Raw genomic sequence first — 17,940 nt, 5'->3', positions numbered from 1 at the left:
AGGGTGCATTATTCTTTCTATAGTTTCTCGCTGGTGCTTTACAGTTTTTCACCGTTGCTGCTGATGACGTCTTTGTACCAGTAGAAGCTCTTCTTACGGCTACGGCCCATGGTTCCCGTGCCATCGTCGTGGCGATCGACATAAATAAAGCCATAACGTTTACGGTATTCACCCGTACCGTAAGACACGCAGTCGATGCAGCCCCAAGGGGTGTAACCCATCAGATCAACGCCATCGTAATTAACGGCTTTCTGCATTTCTTCAATATGCGCTTTCAGGTAGTCGATTCGGTAGTCGTCGTTGATTTCTCCGTTTTCTTCAACTTTGTCAATCGCACCAAAACCATTTTCTACAATGAACAGTGGCTTGTTGTAGCGCTCATACAGTTCGCAGAGCGAGTAACGCAAGCCGACAGGGTCAATCTGCCAGCCCCATTCAGAGGCTTGAACGTATGGGTTCTTAACGCTGCCGGTAAAGCCACTCATTGAGCCTTCTGTTGTTTCTTCAGCATCAGCTTTTACCGCGACCGACATGTAGTAACTAAATCCGATATAGTCACAAACACCTTCTTTTAAGATCTCCAGATCGCCTGGTTCCATCTTGATGTTGTAGCCTTTGCGTTCCCAATCTTTCAGTGTGTATGCCGGATATTCGCCGCGCATATGGACATCGCTGAAGAAGAAGCGGTTACGCATCGCTTCTTGAGCCAGCATGACGTCATCCGGATTACACGAATATGGATAAATAGGTACCCATGCAACCATACAGCCAATTTGGAAGTCCGGGTTGATCTCATGACCCAACTTGACCACTTTTGCACTGGCTACCATTTCATGGTGAACCACCTGGTACATACACTCTTCCGGATTTTCCTCAACCGTGTAATCCACGCCTGAGTTTGAGTAGCCCCACAGAGGTAAATGCAAATCACGTTGGTTGTTGATCTCGTTGAACGTCATCCAGTATTTCACTTTGTTCTTGTAACGACGCATAACCGTTTCTGCGTAGCGAACAAAGAAGTCGACCACACGACGATCTTTAAAGCCCCCGTACTCCTTCGATAAATGCAGCGGCATTTCAAAGTGGGATAGGGTAATGACTGGTTCAATACCGTGTGTTAATAGCTCATCAAACAGATCATCGTAGTACTGTAAGCCCGCTTCGTTTGGTACTAACTCGTCACCTTTAGGGAAAATACGTGGCCAGTAAATAGAGGTGCGGAAACATTTAAAGCCCATTTCGGCCAGCAGTGCGACGTCACCTTTGTAGTGATCGTAAAATGCCGTAGCCTCGTGGTTAGGGTAGTGGTAACCCTCTAACACACCATCGGTAATTTTACGTTGAGTGCTTACATCACCACCGGACAACACATCTACGATACTCGGACCTTTACCATCGCGGTCCCATCCGCCTTCAACCTGGTGAGCTGCAACTGCGCCGCCCCATAAAAAGTTTTCAGGAAAAATACTACTCATCTTTACTTACCCTTAAGCCATTTGAATAACAGGCTGTCCAATTTCAATTTGTTTGTCTTCTTGATCTTGCTCGATCAGTTCAAATTCGTACTCATCACTGTTCATTACGATAAACGGTGTGGTTGTGTCATAACCCGCGTTAGCAATGCTTTGCAGATCAAATTTGATTAGTGGGTCACCCGCTTTAACTTGTTGGTCAAGTTCGACCAAACATTCAAAGAATTGACCTCTTAGTTCTACGGTATCGAGTCCGACGTGAATCAGTACTTCGGCACCATTGGTGGATGTCATTCCGACGGCATGCTTAGTCCCAATAACCGATGAAATCACAGCGTCACATGGGGCTCTCACAATTCCTTCTGCTGGTCGGATAGCGACACCATCACCCAATAACTTTTGTGAAAAGCTTTCATCGTTAACGTTTTCAAGAGGAATAATCTCGCCTTTTAATGGGCTAACTAACGTCGCTGTCTTTTTCATTACAGGCGATAATTCTGGCGTGACGTTTAAATCATTTTTTTGCTTGTCTTCTGCTTCTACTGGATCTTCAAAGCCAACAAAATAAACCAGAGCGATGGTAACAACGATGGTGATGCCTGTGCCCAGCAGTGCGCCAGTAAATGAACTTGGGTTATCTGGGTTAATCGCGTTAACTACGGTCAGAATGCCCGTCAGCCCTGCATAAGCATAGTAGTACGTGTTGAACAGGCTCGCGACCGCTGCACCAATTGCGCCACCGATACAGCCGCATATAAATGGTTTTTTAAGTCTTAACGTCACACCGTAAATTGCAGGTTCGGTAATGCCGAAGAAGCCTGTGATGCCTGCTGAATAGGCGGTCGTTTTCATGCGAGTATTACGAGACTTTAATGCGACAGCGAAAGCGGCAGCCATTTGTGCCACAACGGCGATACCACAGAAGGCCTGAATTGAGTCGTAGCCAAAGTTTTCATAGTTTGCCAAGACGATTGGCGTGGTGCCCCAATGTACGCCAAAGATAACCAATACTTGCCAAATACCACCAATAACAGCCGCGGCGACGACGGGTGCAACGTCGTACAATGTGTTGTAGCCAGTTGCAATCAGGCTTGCGACGAAGCTGGTTGCAGGGCCAATTAGTACCAGTGTCGCAGGAACCATGATTAACATGCAAAGTAGCGGCGTGAACAGTTCACGAACGACATCAGGTAGGACGCGTTTAATGTATCTTTCTACATAGCTCAATGCCCAAACCATGAAAATAGGTGGCAGCACCGATGCGGTATAAACGGTTTTCGCCAGCGGTAAACCTAAAAAGGTTATTAATTCACCATCAGCGATTCGCGACGCCATGTCTGCCCAAGATGGATTGATGAGTGCACATGAGCAAAGAATCGCAATAAGAGGGTTACAGTTAAAATGTTTGGATGCGGTGATGGCGATAAAAACAGGAAGAAAGACAAACGGTGTCCAGGACATGAAGTTCAGAACTTCAAATGCGCCAGTTCCGGCAACGCTTGGAGCCAGATAGTGGACGAAAATTAAAGCGCCCTGCAAGATACCAGCAGCAGCAAGAATATAAACAAAAGGAGCGAAGATGGATGACATCGACGCAATAATAGCGTCCATGAGTCGCACTTTTTCAGTACTTTCAGACATCAATGACGTATCAACTAACGATGACATCGCAGCATAAACATCTTGTACGTGCGTACCGATAACAACCTGAAACTGCCCGCCACTCATGACAACCGTAATAACGCCTGGCATTTCTTTAATTTTGTCAGCAGCACCATCAGGCGTTTCCTTTAACACCAAGCGCAGACGGGTCGCACAGCGTGAAAATCTCGTGATATTTTCTTGTCCGCCAACTTGCGCAAGAATGTCTTTCGCAAGCTGAGCATAATCTCGTACCGCAGCCATAATATTCACCTTTCCCTTTATTATATTCACTTACAGCTAAGCCTTTGGAACCGGTTTCAGAATAGTTCTAAAGCGCTTTTTACATCAATAGGGATAAAAAGCAATAAAGAATTGGATCACAGAAACAGTCGCCAGACGATTTAAAAACGCTATACGGATCTCTTTTTCTGGCGTTAAGAACACATTCAAGCGCGGCATTTAGGGCAAAAAACAACCAAAAATGATGATGCCAAACGTTGGAGTTGGGTTCATTTTCGTCATCAATCAGCCTTAAAAATATTTTTAAGTATCATTGTAACCGGTTTCATTTTGTGTTGTATTGTATAGAAATACATCTCGGAACTGAAGTGAACTTAGGTTTGAGTTGAGCATTAAATATATTAACTTATTGAATAATGGTGAAAGAAATGAGCAATAACGTTTTTCCAGAAGATTTTATGTGGGGTGGTGCAACCGCAGCAAACCAATTTGAAGGGGCATGGAACGTAGACGGTAAAGGACCAAGTACAAGTGATATGTTTAGTGGTGGGACTCATACCGTTGCTCGCCGAATCACTCGTACTATTGAAGAAGGTGTTCACTATCCTTCACATGAAGCCATCGACTTTTATCATCGCTTCAGAGAAGACATTGCCTTGTTCGCTGAAATGGGCTTTAAAACTTTCCGTTTTTCCATTAACTGGACCCGAGTTTTCCCTACCGGCATGGAGCTGGAACCCAATGAAGCGGGTTTAAAGTTCTATGAAGACGTTATTGACGAGCTAAAAAAATACGATATTGAGCCATTAGTTACGATTTCACATTACGAACTGCCATTTGGCCTAACTCAAGAATATAACGGCTGGGCCGGAAGAGAAGTTGTCGATTGCTATACGCGTTACGCGGAAACACTGTTTAAGCGCTTCAATGGCAAAGTGAAATACTGGTTAACTTTCAACGAAATCAACATTGGTACGATGCCTATCGGAAACTACTTAGGCTTGGGAATCCTTAACGAAGGTACCGAAGACTTTATTAATCAGGTTGACTACCCGCAGCTACGTTTTCAGGCGTTACACCACCAGTTTGTCGCCAGTGCAAAAGCGGTAAAACTGGCTCATGAGATCAATCCTGAGAATAAGGTTGGTTGTATGATCTGCTTCCTGACCACTTACCCGTTCACGTGTAATCCTGAAGATATCGTACTTGCTCAAGAACATATGAAAATGCACAACTACTTCTGCGGTGATATTCAGGTGCGCGGTCAATATCCGTACTACGCAAAACGTTACTTTGAAGAAAATAACATCGAAGTGAAAATGGAAGCGGGCGATGCAGAGATTCTTTCTGAAGGAACCGTCGACTACTACACACTAAGCTACTACATGTCGAACTGTGTTTCCGCAGATTCAAGTAAGGAAACGACGTCAGGTAACCTAATGGGCGGCGTGAAGAACCCTTACTTGCAAGCATCAGACTGGGGTTGGCAAATAGACCCAATTGGTCTGCGTTACACACTGAATGAAATCTACGCTCGTTATGAGGTTCCTTTGATGGTGGTTGAAAACGGTTTGGGTGCATTCGATAAAGTCGAAGAAGATGGCTCAATCAACGATAGCTACCGTATTGATTACCTGAAAGCGCATATTGAGCAAATGGGTGAGGCAGTAAAAGACGGTGTTGAATTGTGGGGTTACACACCTTGGGGTTGTATCGATTTGGTGAGCGCATCCACTGGTGAGATGGAAAAACGCTACGGCTTTATTTATGTCGATAAAGACAACAAGGGTGAAGGTACCTTAGATCGTAAAAAGAAAGCCTCTTTCGACTGGTACAAGAAAGTCATCGCTTCAAATGGTAAAGAGCTTTAACGTTTACTTAAGTCGTACAAGTAAATCAATCAACTGAAAGTAAAAGAGCGCTGATATTAGCGCTCTTTTACTTTTTCTAATTTATGATCTTTTCGCCACTGACTCGGTGACTTGCCCGTCCATTGACGAAAGTGACGGCTAAAGACCGCCGTTTCGGCATAGCCAAGTTGTAGGGCGATATCGGTAATACTTTGGATATTTTCATTAAGGCGACGTTCCGCCAGGCTCTGCCTCACTTGTCTCAAGAGCAGGCTATAATTCTTCCCCCGCTCTTTTAATCTTATTTGTAACATTCTCGGGTGCATGTCTAAAGCTCTGGCGACCTGTTCAACGCTGCACTCTCCTGTCGGTAATAGCCGCCCAATCATATCTCTGGCTTGATCGCTCAGATTATCCGGATAGCGATTTTGCAGGTATTTAAGATGCTCCTGAAAGTGCCTATCTAGAGCGTCTTCATCTTGATGGTTTCGAGTATCAAGTAGACTTGCTTTTAGCATGATGCCGTTAAATTTTTCACCAAAGCGAATCTTAGGCAGGTTGGCTGAGGTATCACTTCTATTTTCCAAACTGCCAAATTGGGTCAAATATAGGGTGAAGCTATTCATATCGATGTTAAGCAAGTTTGCTACAAATCTTGCCATTTGCATGACACTTATCTGCATCAGTTGCGTTGTCACCTGTTCACTGTGGGTATCGATAGTTAAAGCGAGTTTCATCCAATCATCCTGGGGTGTCATCGAGAACTTCACACCGGAAGATTGCAAATAGAGGTAATCATTAGCGCGTATTAATGCCTCTCTGACCGTTTCAGCACGAGCAACCAGCATAGGCAAGTCACCTAAGGCATTAAAGCTTTGCCGTTGAGCCAATAACACGCCAAACATCGGTTCCTGACAGCGTAACGCCGCGACTTCCAGCAGTTCAGCCAGCCTCGAATTGGCGATGTAAGTATCGGGATCGCGGAACTGAGCAGCAGAAAGTCCCGCCTGTTTCATTATTTCTATCGGATTCTGTCCGTGCTCAGAAACTAAACTATCAAATTTGTCTGCCGCACCGCTTCTAACGATATACATATCTCGATTTTGAAATGTTAATGGTTTGTGAATCGCAATATATCAAATTTTATTCGCAAAAGGTCAAGTGAGTGTCAATGAGTTGATCTAAGTTACATTTTGATAACATATGGCAGAAGGGAAGCTAAATGGAACTGATGAACAAAACGGCCATCGTTACTGGTGCCGCTGGTGGAATTGGTCAAGCGATCGTAGGCAAGCTGCGTGAGCAGGGAGCGAATGTGCTGGCTGTCGACATTTCTCAAAAGTCGCTTGAAGTTTATAAAGACGCCGATACCAAGTCATTAAAGACCTTTTCGGCGGATGTGACGGATTATCAGCAAGTTGAAGCCATGGTCAACTACGCAGTCGCGGAGTTTGGCAAGCTAGATATCATGATCAACAACGCTGGCATTGGTTTAGCCAAACCGCTGCTAGAGCATGATCCGGTTGCTGATTTTGAGCCCGTTTCTAAGGTCAACCAAAATGGGGTTTACTACGGCATTTTGGCGGCAGGACGTCAGTTCCAGGCACAAGGCACACCTGGAGTCATCCTTAATACTTCTTCTGTTTATGCGCAAATGGCGGCGGAAATGACGTTCACTTACAACGTGAGCAAAGCCGCGGTCGACATGATGACAAAATGCGCAGCTTTGGAGCTGGCACCGTTGGGTGTTCGTGTTTGCGCCATCGCACCGGGTCGCGTGGATACACCAATGTTGCGCCAATATGAAGCGATTGGCCTTTGGGACCACATCCGCAAAGAGCAGATGCGCGATACCTTTACTCAGACAGAAGAAATCGCCAACGTGGTTGCATTTTTGGTCAGCGAAAAAGCGAATTGCATCAACGGTTGCACAGTCAGTGCATCTGACGGTTTCGAGAATTTTAAATACCCACTACTGGGCTAAGACGTGGAAGTCTAATTACAACAAAAGCGAGGAAGCAAGTTATGTCATTACCAGAAGTTATTAATCATCAGGATTTTCTGTTAACTCTAAACACAAATGAAGAGTCGGTCGTTAAAGATGCCCTACCGGGTGTTGATGTTTACCCGTTGTTCCTTGATCCAGAGAATGGTACTTGGGTCGTTCGTGCGGTATTCAAACCAGGTATTACGCTACCGAAACACTACCACACAGGTGTTGTGCATTTTTACACGCTAAGCGGTATGTGGCATTACCTAGAATACCCAGAGCAAAAGCAAACGGCTGGTAGCTACCTGTACGAGCCAGGCGGCTCTATCCATACCTTCCACTGTCCAGAAGAGTCAGGCGGCGCAGATGGCTTTATGGTTATCCAAGGTGCAAACATCAACTTTGATCAAGATGGCAACTTCATGAACATCATGGACGCTAGTTGGATTGAGCAAGTTATTATCGCAACGGCTAAAGCTCAAGGCATCACGCCACGCTACATTAAACCAGGCGCTGGCGCAGGTGTAAGCGACGAGATTGGAGCGTAATTCCATGACAACAATGAACAGTATCGTAATGCAGGATGGCGGTGTTCACCTGCAGCAGGTGGATGTGCCTAAACCAGCACCGGGCCAAGTACTTGTTCGTAGCTTAGCGTGTGGTATTTGTGGTTCAGATTTACACATTGCACGTCATACGGACGAAGTATTTGATGTTTACCGCAAGCTTGGTGTGATGTCAGAAAGCATGGATGACCATACACAAGTCATGCTAGGGCACGAGTTTTGTGCGGAAATCGTCGAATACGGTGATGATACACAACAAGCTCTGCCGGTTGGTAGTCGCGTGACTTCTGTGCCGATCCTCATGAGCCAAAATGGCGCGGGTGTTGGTGTGACTCCGGGTATTCATGGTGCTTACTCTGAATATTTCTTGCTTGATGAAGCACTGCTTCTGCCTGTTCCTGAGAATGTACCTTCAGAAGCTGCCGCGCTAACAGAACCTCTGGCGGTTGGTTTGCATGCGGTGAACCGCAGTGACATCCAGAACGATGAAGTGGCATTGGTTGTTGGTTGTGGTCCTATTGGTCTTGCGGCTATCACGGCGCTTAAACTGCGTGGTGTTACCAATATTCTGGCGGTCGATATTCAAGATGAGAAGCTGGAACTGGCAAAAGAGTTTGGTGCAACGCGCACGGTAAATCCGACCAAAGAAGATGAAGTTGTCGTCGGTGCCGAAGTTGCAGCAGGTTCGCGTCTGGTTATCTTTGAGTGTGTGGGCAAACACACCTTGATTGATGACTTTATCCGCCGTGCTCCAGCTGGCGCTCGCATTGTGGTGACTGGTATTCATACCACACCTACGAGTATTAACTATGCTTACGCGACCGTTAAAGAGCTTGATCTACGATTCTCTTACTATTATCAGCCACATGAGTTTGAGCAATGTCTTCAAGCCATCGCGGAAGGCAAAGTGCCATGGCAGAAAATGCTGACGGCGAAAGTGGGTATGGATGGCGTTGAAGGTGCATTTAAGCAACTTATGACACCAAATGACCACATTAAAGTTGTCATTGAGCCTTGGCGAAATGGCGAGTTACAAGTCGTTTAATTTAAGTTGATTGCATAAGGGTTTTTACCTTACTCACGCCCCAACATACACTTGTGTTGGGGCTTTTTTATCTAAGTAATTTAGCTCGCTGAGTAATACCTGAGATTAAATCAAGGTGTGGCTCGGATGTTTCGCGCCGATGACGATAAATTCCTACCGTTCCCGGTTTCGGTTCGTTTGCCATTCTTAGACATTGCAATCCAAAGGATTCGAGATAGGGTTGCAAATGACGGGTATATGACATGACCGCGACACTCTCTTTCAACATATCAATACTAGCAAGTAACGAATCCACCTCGTAGGTTGGTCTGTCGTCCAATTGTTGTCTTTCGCGCTCATTCTGCTTTGGAATGGGATTATCGATAACGTGATTAAATTTTTTCGCATCATAAGTGACAGAGAGAGCAGGGTACTCATGCAGCATTTCGTCTGTGACGACTTTTCCTAACAGAGGATGATCGGGAGAAACGAAATACGCATCCACGGTTTGAAATAAAGGAATAAAAGTGACATCACACTTAGAAGACAACCCGACGATTTCATGACCGATAAAAAACTCAATTTGTTTGTTGATCAAAGAATCCATGAGCCCGAGGTGATTACCAAACTCAACATGTGTAGATGCGGATGGCAATTTAGAAAGGTGATCATTAAGCGCTTGTTTTACAAACAACGGCCACCACGCATCGCCCGTTCCCATCTTTATCTTGCCGACTTGATATTGCCTTCTTTCTTCAATGCTCTGCATCATTTGGTTGTATTCGTGTTGCATCGCATTGCTGTGTCGATAAAGGATTCGGCCATATTCAGTTAAAACCATGCCATTGGGACGACGTTCGAACAGTGTTACGCCAAGATTCTCTTCAAGTTTCTTCAAATTACTGGTCACGGTCGGTTGACTAAGCCCCGCCAATTTTGCTGCGGCACTGATGCTTTGACAGCGAGCAACCAGTAAAAATTGCTGCAGAGATTTATCCATTTCTACTTACCCCTTTTTAAGCGCGGGGTATTTTGCACACTTTCATGGACGAATCACAAACTTGGCATTCAAATTTGTAGGAAAAATCTGAGATTCATAGATCTAAATCACCGTTGGAGGGTAGAGGTATAGATGTCATCTATAGCTAAGCGTTTTATACCTATTTTTCTCGTAAGAATGCGTTCCTTAGACTAACGCCCAAAATAACAATCTAAGGAATGAACATGAAACCGAGCTTTATTGCATTTGCTGTCGCGTCTTGCATTGGTCTGGCTGGATGCGGCTCTGATTCGTCAGAGGTGACTGAATCTGTCGACAAACCTATTATTTCAGCAGATTTATATTTGCGAGGATTAAACGGGGATTGGGGCACGGCTGACCATGCCAAGCTAAACTATCTGGGTAACAATGAGTACGAAACCGTACTTCGCGTCGCTCGAGGTAGTAATCAGTTTAAGATTGCTGATCCGGGGTGGCAGATTCAATACACCTATTTTGAGGAGCCCGCGGCGTTTGATGAAGCTCAAGACTACTTGCCAAAACCCGATACCAATGAAGCGTGTATGAACGATGATTGCAACTCGGAGATCACGTTTGCAGACAAAGGCTACTACAAGTTTTCTGTAAGCTTTGCCGATGAAAGTCGTGCGACCATGACAGTGACAAAAGCAACCCAAGAAGAAGCGGAAAAATACTACTCTGATGCGATCTTAGATCCCGCAATGGTGCATGAGGGGCATCAGAGCACAGAGGTAAAACTGTTTGCCAATTATGATGACTCCAACGACACCGTTACTTTCTCAGTGAAAGACCCTGGTGCAGAGATGCGTGAGTTTGGTATTTCAACCACCACCGAGCTAAGAGATGCTCTGGATCAGGGCGTGGTTGTTAATGAGCAAGCGGGGCCACGAGTTTTGTCGGGTGACGTGGCGTTCGATGCGCTGTTTGCATTGACGATGAAAGAGCTGGATCAACTTGCGGTTTCACAAATCCAAGATGGTAATTACAACTACAACAACCCAATTGAAGCCGAAGTTTTTGAGACGGGCGCAAAATGGCACTATGTCTGGACGCGAGATCTCGCCTATGCTGCGGATCTTTCTCGTGCTCTTATGAACCCAACTCGCGTTCAAAATGGTCTTAACTTTAAACTGTCTGCTTTCCGCGAAACGACAGAACAACAGTACGATGGTGAGCAAATTGTACAGGATACTGGTACAGGCGGAAGTTGGCCGATCAGTACCGACCGAACCACTTGGGCACTCGGTGCTGAACGATTACTTTCGGCGCTGGATGGAGAAGAATACAGCCAGTTTACTGAACGCGCTTATAAAGCGATCAGCAACACGTTAGAGGCCGATCGCCTTGCTGCTTTTGACGCTAAATCAGGACTTTATACCGGTGAACAATCCTTCCTTGATTGGCGTGAACAAACTTATTCCACATGGACGCCTGATGACGTGAATGCCATAGGCAGTAGCAAAGCGTTGTCGACTAACGTGGTCCACTACCGCGCGTTAAAACTTGCCGCGAAATTGGCCGAGCAATACGACTCGACTAATGCCGTGAAATACAGTGAATGGGCAGAGCAATTGAAGTCTGACATTAATGCCCAATTCTGGAATGCAGAGCGCGGCATGTATGTAAGTTACCTGTTTGACAACGGCAAAGACATCGCCGTCGATAAATACGACATGCTGGGTGAGGCGCTTGCGATCATCAGTGGTATCGCGACAGACACACAAGCTAAGCAAATCATGGCGAATTACCCGCACAGTGAGTTTGGTGTACCCGTTTATTTCCCTCAACAACCGGATGTTCCCGTTTATCATAACCGAGCAATCTGGCCATTTGTGACAGCGTATAGCTTGCGCGCGGCTCATCAAACTCAAAATGTTGCAGCGGCGAACAATGCAATTCAGTCTCTGGTCCGTGGAACGGCAACCAACTTGTCGAACATGGAAAACCTAGAGTGGCTATCAGGCAAATCTTTCATTATTCACAGTGACCACGGTGAAGACCCGAGTCTCGACGGGCCAGTTATTAACTCTCAGCGACAACTTTGGTCTGTGGGTGGTTACCTGAATATGGTGGTGGAAACCATTTTTGGTATCCATACCGAAACGGGTCAGCTTGAGATAAAACCGTTTATTACCAGTTGGGTGCGCAATCACTTACTTGCTCAGTCTGATGAAATCACGCTGGAAAATTTTGCATTCAAAGGGAAAACTTACTCAGTGACGATTGCGTTGCCTGAAGTCAGCGAAGATGAAACTGGCTACTATCCGGTAGAAAATGTCACTCTGGATGAAGATGGAAGCTACCGCGTGACATTAGGTGGATTGGTCAATGTTGAGAGTGAAGTAAAACTGGTCTCGGGCGTTGCCCCATACGCCAGCGAAGATAGCCGTGTTTACTCGCCGCAAGAACCTACTTTGGTCGCGACATCCGCAGACAATTCAGTCAACATTGCTGTAGAGAGCAAATGCAACGTGAACTTGTACCGCAATGGCGATTTAATTCAGTCTAACGTGGCTGCACAGACATACACAGATGTGCCAGAAGGTTTTGCCTGCTACATAGCGGAAAGCATCAATGATCAGGGTTTCCGTTCGAATCCAAGTCAGCCTGTTTGTATCGGCGAGGAGCTTCGTATCAAACTGGAAGGGGATTATCAGCCTCTGAAAGAGGATGTCTCCGTTGTCACTGTAAACAAAGACAGTGGAACAGTGAATGGGCTGGAGTCGTTCTCAGTACCATCAAGTGGTACTTACCAGTTTGATGCTTGGTACAGCAATAATTTGGGCCAGCTTAATACGGGGATCACTAACGCCATTAAGCTGCTAGAAGTGACCAATGAGTCAGGCACCGTCGTTGGCCAAGGTTACTTGCAGATGGGGCACATTGGTGAAAACCAGGGCATGCGTTACTCAACACCCGTTGAAATCGCGCTTGAACAAGGTATGACTTATCAGATTGCTCTGAAGGATCATTTCAATATGAGTTATCTTAAATCGAATGAAACGTACATTTACGCGGGCGGTATTGAAGGTGAACTCAATGAAGCTCAAATTGCGGATATTCGTATTACTCCTTTGAAATAATTGACTCGCTTGGCATAAAAACAAAGCCGCTCATGTGATGAGCGGCTTTGTGGTTGTCAATCAGGTCAACGTGCCAGAGGCCGAGTTAGTTTGCTGGTTGTGGACGAGCCTTGCGACGCTGACCCGATGGCTTATTGCCGGCTGGTTTAGCGCCTTGTGGCTTGCGATTACCTGCTGGCTTCCCGCCATTACCACTTTTATTTCCATTTGGCTTGTTGCCATTTGGTTGGGTGTTTGAACGCCCTTGGCCTTCACGGTTACCTTTTGGTTTACCCGCTCCGGCTTGGTTAGCGCCATTTTTGTTGCCGCTGTTATGACCCTTGCCGTTACCATTGAAACGGCGCTTAGGTTTACCCGCACCGTTAGAGGCTTTTTTATCGGCAGGTTGCGTGTTGCTGCCTTCCGCTTGAGGTGCTTTTGGTTTTTTAGGTTTCTTTGGTTTTTTCGGCTTAATCGGACGCGTATCCAGTTTTGACTCTGGCACGACATTCGTTGGCGCGAAGCCATCAAGCTCTTTACGTGGCAACACTTCTTGGATCAAACGCTCAATCGCAAATAATTCTGGCGCTTCAATCGCACAAACCAGAGAGATCGCTTTGCCCACTTCGCCCGCACGACCAGTACGACCAATGCGGTGAACGTAATCTTCAGCCACTTTTGGTAATTCAAAGTTCACGACTTGTGGTAACTGAGGAATATCAATACCGCGAGCGGCGATGTCAGTCGCAACCAGTACTCGAATCTCACCCGATTTGAAATCAGCCAGTGCTTTGGTACGTGCTCCTTGGCTTTTATTACCGTGAATCGCTGCCGCTGGTAGATTTTGCTCTACCAGGAACTTAGCCAAGCGGTTTGCGCCATGTTTTGTACGCATGAATACCAGTACTTGTCGCCAGTCACCATCATTAATCAGCTTCACCAACATCGGCGCTTTTTTCTTCACGTCTGATGGGTAAATACTTTGTTCAACGGTTCGTGCTGTAGAGTTTGCAGGGTTCACCGAAATCTCGACAGGATTGTTCACCAAGCCTTTTGCAAGGTCGCGTATCTCATTTGAGAAGGTCGCAGAGAACAGTAGGTTCTGACGCTGCTTAGGTAGTAAATCAAGAATCTTACGAATATCGCGAATAAAGCCCATATCTAACATACGGTCCGCTTCGTCCAGCACCAAAACTTCCAGTTGGTCGAACTTAATCGCGTTCTGGCTGTAAAGGTCCATTAGACGACCTGGAGTCGCAACCAGTACATCCGCACCTTTACGCAGGCGCAGCATTTGCGGATTGATTTTTACACCACCAAATACCACGGCGCTCGTAAGCGGAAGGTGGCGACTGTACATGAAGACGTTTTCCTGTACCTGAGCCGCAAGCTCGCGGGTAGGGGTCAGGATTAAAGCGCGAATATGGTTGCTACGAACACGAGGTCCATTGGACAAACGCTCCAGGATTGGCAGCGTAAAGCCTGCTGTTTTACCTGTACCAGTCTGTGCTGCTGCCATGACATCTTTCCCTTCCAATATTGCCGGAATTGCCTGAGCCTGAATTGGAGAAGGGGTATCGTAGCCTTTTTCCTGAATAGCTTTAAGGATTGGAGCAGATAGACCTAACGAGGTAAAACCCATATGTATGATTCTCAATTGTCGAGTTAGATAACAACGCGTCGAAATTAGTTTCGCCGCGAAAAGTGCGACATTCTGAGGCTTTTATGCGCGAGCTTCAACTAATTCCGTATTTGATCGCCATCTCATTTTTATCGCCACATCTAAAATCGCCCTTTACCTCAACTTAACTTGAGGTTCTAGAGTGAGTAGTAAGGACATGAAAGCGAGAAGAAAAAAGGAAAACACCAATGAAAAGTTACGTTGAACACGCCAATATCTCAGTAGTCGATGCTCAAAAGACCATTCAATTTTTAATTGCGGCAGTTCCTGAGTGGACAGTACGTGGCGGCGGAAAAATTGATAACTGGTTTGGTCGAACGATTGAATGGTTTCACGTTGGCGACGACCATTCTTATATTGCGATCTCTTCAGGAGGGAAAGGAGAAGCGAACCATTGGACATCGCAATTTACTGGTGTCAAACATGTTGGGATTGTAGTCCCTAATGTAGAGGCGCTCATCGAGCGTCTAAGGCTCGCAGGGTACGAACTGGATCATAGAGGTGATGAGCACCCGTTCAGAAAGAACGTCTACTATATGGAAGATCACGGCATGCAGTTTGAATTTATTGAATATTTTTCTGATGTGCATAGTGAGAGAAATGATTACTCTCACTAACTGATTTAAGACGCTTGGAGCAGGATTCACATCTTGCTCCTTTTTAAGCTACGTGCGGTTGGCTTGTTCTAAAAAAGCACTGGTTAGTCGCTGAAATAACGCGTCAACCGTCGGCCTATCTGTGATGTGATCGAATAATGGTGTGTGTACATCACCACGAATATTATCGTTGTGACCGCAGAGTTGGTTACACAGTCGCACTGGCTCAACAATTTTGTCGACATTGGCATCGATCAGGATGCAAGCCTGGGACAAGACGACTTTTCCTCCGCCTTTTTTAAGTAATACACGTTGTGCGGTTCCGACGACTTTTTGCCCTCCAATATTCAAATTGTACTCACCATCACAGTACGAGTATGGTGTCGCGTGCACGTCGACCTTAACGCCAAGTTGTTTAAAAAAGACCGTTAAAATTGAGCACAAATCGAGGTAGGCTTTTTTTATGTCGTAGGGTTGATCTTCTGGCCAATGATAGATGTGAGATAGGTTGATGATCCCCGGAACTTGAGGAACTGGAGCACCACCAGTTTTGCGGGAGAATAACTTCCAGCCGGTGTTGTCCAGAGCGTTTTTTAATTCTTCCGATACTGGCCATTTCCTACCTGCTGGTAATACTAAGGTCGGGCTTTTGACTTGCCAAAGAAGCAATACTTGCGAAAGCTGATTAGATTGAACCTGGGCGATTAGCTCATCTTCTTTATCAAAAACATCAGAGACTTCCGTTGCGACATAACGGATCAGTTTATTCTTTGCAGCCAAATATCATCCCTCACTTATTACCACCACTCGTTTTATCGCAGATACAAAAAGAATACTAGTTAGCATCTCATTGTTTGGGTTGCTTATCTCATAGAAGAAGTGTCAAAGCAGGCTGGTTAAGCCTGCTTTGTTCTCTTTAGTTTGTTTCATCTCTATCTTCGACTAGTTTATATCAGCCGTTGCGATAGCGATTAAGTCGGTAAATGACAATGAAAAAGGCTGTTCTGTGTTCAACGCCTTGGCCGGAAACTCTATGCTTAATTGGGCATGTTCGGGAGCTCTTTGCACAAGTTGCGTGACGAAGGTGCGAGTTTCCCCAGGTGAAATAGATAGATGTTTACTCCCGTGAGAAGAGAGCTCTGCAATGCCTATAGTTGGTATGTTGTTACCATCATTATCTTCAATACTGAGCAGAGATTCAGGTCTATATAGAAGTTTTCCGCTTTCATTACGATAAGCGCTAAACGTATTGAATTGAGGCTCTAACTCGCCCTGAGCGCCGATATTCGTTACGGAGAAAGTTACGTTGGAACCGTCAAAGTCTTCTACTTTAACTAGCACGTTATCATTTTGATAGCTTGCCGCAGCTACTGCGCTTGCCTCTTCTTCGTTGTTTTGCTGGTCGTTATTGCGTTCGTTCGATTCGCTCGGTTGTTTATTGCTTTGCTTTTTGAACATAGCGTAAGACTGATCTGCCATCGCGATGAGTGCAGGGATGGAGTAAAGGGTAAGACCTTCTAAATGGTCAAAATCTATTTTCGCATGCTGGGTCAGTTTATTATTTGAAAACTGGCAATAACCATCGATAAGGCTGATCAATGCCAGCTCATAGGTGCCTTTCAATCGCTCTGCTTCCTTCGCGGCCAGATTTAAATTCGATCTCATCCTTTGAATGTCATTGAGGGTGCGTTTGGGATAGCGGCCATTGGGCGAAACATCATTAGAAACCGATACCAGTTCTTCCGTTACAAACGGATTTTTTGCTGTCGGAATGACGGTAGTGATGTGGTTAGACTTCGTTATATCCTGACCGAGTAACATTACCATTTTTTGAGAGACTGACGTTCGGTTGGTTGCAAGTATGTTGTTGCAGTTTGGCGATGTTGCCGCGTATGAGTAGTAAACGGGAAAATAAGAAATTAGGACCGCTAAGCCCGTCACGACGAGTACTTTTGTTATTCGAGTTTTCATTCTGATAACCCCTCTGTCTCTTAGCGCGATAGGCTGACGTATTGCCCCCAGTCAACCTAATTGGTTCGCGCTTTCAGAATGGTTGTAATCAACTCTTAGTAGCAGGTTACCTTGTTCGTTCTCGTTATGTCCTCGACACTTTGCATTCCTCTAATTCGATACTGACAAAAGTGCCTGAATTAGAGAGTATTAATGCTACAAAGTTGATGCCTTTGTCTGAAAGATAGTCCTAACTTTTCCAACCATCAAATGTGTGATCTGGTGAGAAATCACGTCGATTACTGAGGCGCGAATAAAAACAGAGACTTACTGTAGAAAACTGATCTAAAAGAAAAAATAAATTCTTGCGAGGGAACTTTTTAACGTACGACACCAGCAACGAAGACTAAGAGAAAGTCGACGCTTAATCTTTTGGTTTGCGTTATGGTAATGAGTAAGCAAAAGTGTGGGCAATTCGACGATATATTGCCCGATGTAATGCTATGTTTATTAATGCACTGCTTAAAATATGAGCAAACATATACATCAACCATCCACCAAGAGGTCTATATGTTAGGTGAAAATCACTCATTAACTCATGAATTTCCAGAACATTTGGATACCATCTCCCATCTGTCAGCAAATGATGCATCCTTTGCTGAAAACGTGAGAAACTACAACGCCTTGGATAAAGAAATACGTGTTTTGGAACTGCAAGGTAACCCCATTGATGATCACGAGATGAATATACTGAAACATAATCGTGCTGAACTGAAAGATTGGTTACATTCCAGGATCATGGGTGCATAGCCAGCTAATGAGTATCGGCTCGTATCTAGGCATA

14 protein-coding genes are annotated in these 17,940 nt (G+C 45.4%); 7 read left to right on the top strand and 7 right to left on the bottom strand.

Going from position 1 to position 17,940, the window contains the following annotated elements; translation table 11 throughout:
• Nucleotides 1–38: 38 nt before the first annotated feature.
• Both L9Q40_RS15510 and L9Q40_RS15505 read right to left on the bottom strand, forming a co-directional pair.
• Nucleotides 39–1,475 (bottom strand): 6-phospho-beta-glucosidase, encoded by a 1,437-nt coding sequence (locus tag L9Q40_RS15510; protein ID WP_498793846.1) that lies wholly within the window; start codon nt 1,473–1,475, stop codon nt 39–41.
• 12 nt (nt 1,476–1,487) lie between these two features.
• Nucleotides 1,488–3,377 carry a beta-glucoside-specific PTS transporter subunit IIABC gene (locus tag L9Q40_RS15505; protein ID WP_498793844.1) on the bottom strand — a complete coding sequence of 630 codons (1,890 nt, stop codon included), beginning with the start codon at nt 3,375–3,377 and terminating at the stop codon, nt 1,488–1,490.
• A 407-nt stretch (nt 3,378–3,784) separates the two neighbouring features.
• Here L9Q40_RS15505 and L9Q40_RS15500 point away from each other — a divergent pair, with 407 nt between their 5' ends.
• Nucleotides 3,785–5,227 carry a glycoside hydrolase family 1 protein gene (locus L9Q40_RS15500; protein WP_498793842.1) on the top strand — a complete coding sequence of 481 codons (1,443 nt, stop codon included), beginning with the start codon at nt 3,785–3,787 and terminating at the stop codon, nt 5,225–5,227.
• Between the two features lie 56 nt (nt 5,228–5,283).
• Here L9Q40_RS15500 and L9Q40_RS15495 read toward each other — a convergent pair whose 3' ends face one another.
• The gene (locus L9Q40_RS15495) at nt 5,284–6,300 is read right to left on the bottom strand and encodes an AraC family transcriptional regulator (protein WP_498793840.1); all 1,017 of its coding nucleotides are present in this window, start codon (nt 6,298–6,300) and stop codon (nt 5,284–5,286) included.
• 128 nt (nt 6,301–6,428) lie between these two features.
• Here L9Q40_RS15495 and L9Q40_RS15490 point away from each other — a divergent pair, with 128 nt between their 5' ends.
• From L9Q40_RS15490 to L9Q40_RS15480, 3 genes are read left to right on the top strand one after another with little or no spacing between them, the layout of a single operon-like run.
• The gene (locus L9Q40_RS15490) at nt 6,429–7,190 is read left to right on the top strand and encodes an SDR family NAD(P)-dependent oxidoreductase (RefSeq protein ID WP_498793838.1); all 762 of its coding nucleotides are present in this window, start codon (nt 6,429–6,431) and stop codon (nt 7,188–7,190) included.
• 41 nt (nt 7,191–7,231) lie between these two features.
• Entirely contained in the window at nt 7,232–7,744 is a 513-nt protein-coding gene (locus L9Q40_RS15485) for a 2,4'-dihydroxyacetophenone dioxygenase family protein (protein WP_498793836.1), read from the top strand.
• A 4-nt stretch (nt 7,745–7,748) separates the two neighbouring features.
• Complete coding sequence (locus L9Q40_RS15480) at nt 7,749–8,807, top strand: zinc-binding dehydrogenase (RefSeq protein WP_014233719.1); 1,059 nt, start codon at nt 7,749–7,751, stop codon at nt 8,805–8,807.
• A gap of 67 nt (nt 8,808–8,874) precedes the next feature.
• Here L9Q40_RS15480 and L9Q40_RS15475 read toward each other — a convergent pair whose 3' ends face one another.
• Entirely contained in the window at nt 8,875–9,786 is a 912-nt protein-coding gene (locus L9Q40_RS15475; protein ID WP_498793835.1) for a LysR family transcriptional regulator, read from the bottom strand.
• Between the two features lie 224 nt (nt 9,787–10,010).
• On the opposite strand from L9Q40_RS15475, the gene L9Q40_RS15470 reads away from it, so the two are divergent.
• Complete coding sequence (locus L9Q40_RS15470) at nt 10,011–12,890, top strand: amylo-alpha-1,6-glucosidase (protein ID WP_498793833.1); 2,880 nt, start codon at nt 10,011–10,013, stop codon at nt 12,888–12,890.
• Nucleotides 12,891–12,975: 85 nt separating this feature from the next.
• Here L9Q40_RS15470 and L9Q40_RS15465 read toward each other — a convergent pair whose 3' ends face one another.
• Complete coding sequence (locus L9Q40_RS15465) at nt 12,976–14,511, bottom strand: DEAD/DEAH box helicase (RefSeq protein WP_498793832.1); 1,536 nt, start codon at nt 14,509–14,511, stop codon at nt 12,976–12,978.
• Between the two features lie 227 nt (nt 14,512–14,738).
• Between L9Q40_RS15465 and L9Q40_RS15460 the strand changes: the two genes are divergently transcribed.
• A complete protein-coding gene (locus L9Q40_RS15460) occupies nt 14,739–15,167 on the top strand; it encodes a VOC family protein (protein ID WP_498793831.1) in 429 nt (142 codons plus the stop codon).
• A gap of 48 nt (nt 15,168–15,215) precedes the next feature.
• On the opposite strand, the gene L9Q40_RS15455 is transcribed toward L9Q40_RS15460, so the two are convergent.
• Nucleotides 15,216–15,926, bottom strand: coding sequence for a lipoate--protein ligase family protein (locus L9Q40_RS15455; RefSeq protein WP_498793829.1), 711 nt, complete (start codon nt 15,924–15,926; stop codon nt 15,216–15,218).
• Nucleotides 15,927–16,088: 162 nt separating this feature from the next.
• The gene (locus L9Q40_RS15450) at nt 16,089–17,117 is read right to left on the bottom strand and encodes a hypothetical protein (protein WP_498793828.1); all 1,029 of its coding nucleotides are present in this window, start codon (nt 17,115–17,117) and stop codon (nt 16,089–16,091) included.
• Nucleotides 17,118–17,666: 549 nt separating this feature from the next.
• Between L9Q40_RS15450 and L9Q40_RS15445 the strand changes: the two genes are divergently transcribed.
• A complete protein-coding gene (locus L9Q40_RS15445) occupies nt 17,667–17,906 on the top strand; it encodes an HP1242/YdcH family protein (RefSeq protein WP_014233727.1) in 240 nt (79 codons plus the stop codon).
• Nucleotides 17,907–17,940: the final 34 nt, after the last annotated feature.

The sequence above is a fragment of the Allocatenococcus thiocycli genome (assembly GCF_921292965.1).
In the GTDB taxonomy this organism is placed as follows: domain Bacteria; phylum Pseudomonadota; class Gammaproteobacteria; order Enterobacterales; family Vibrionaceae; genus Vibrio; species Vibrio natriegens.
This window is presented reverse-complemented; position numbering and strand designations above follow the sequence as displayed.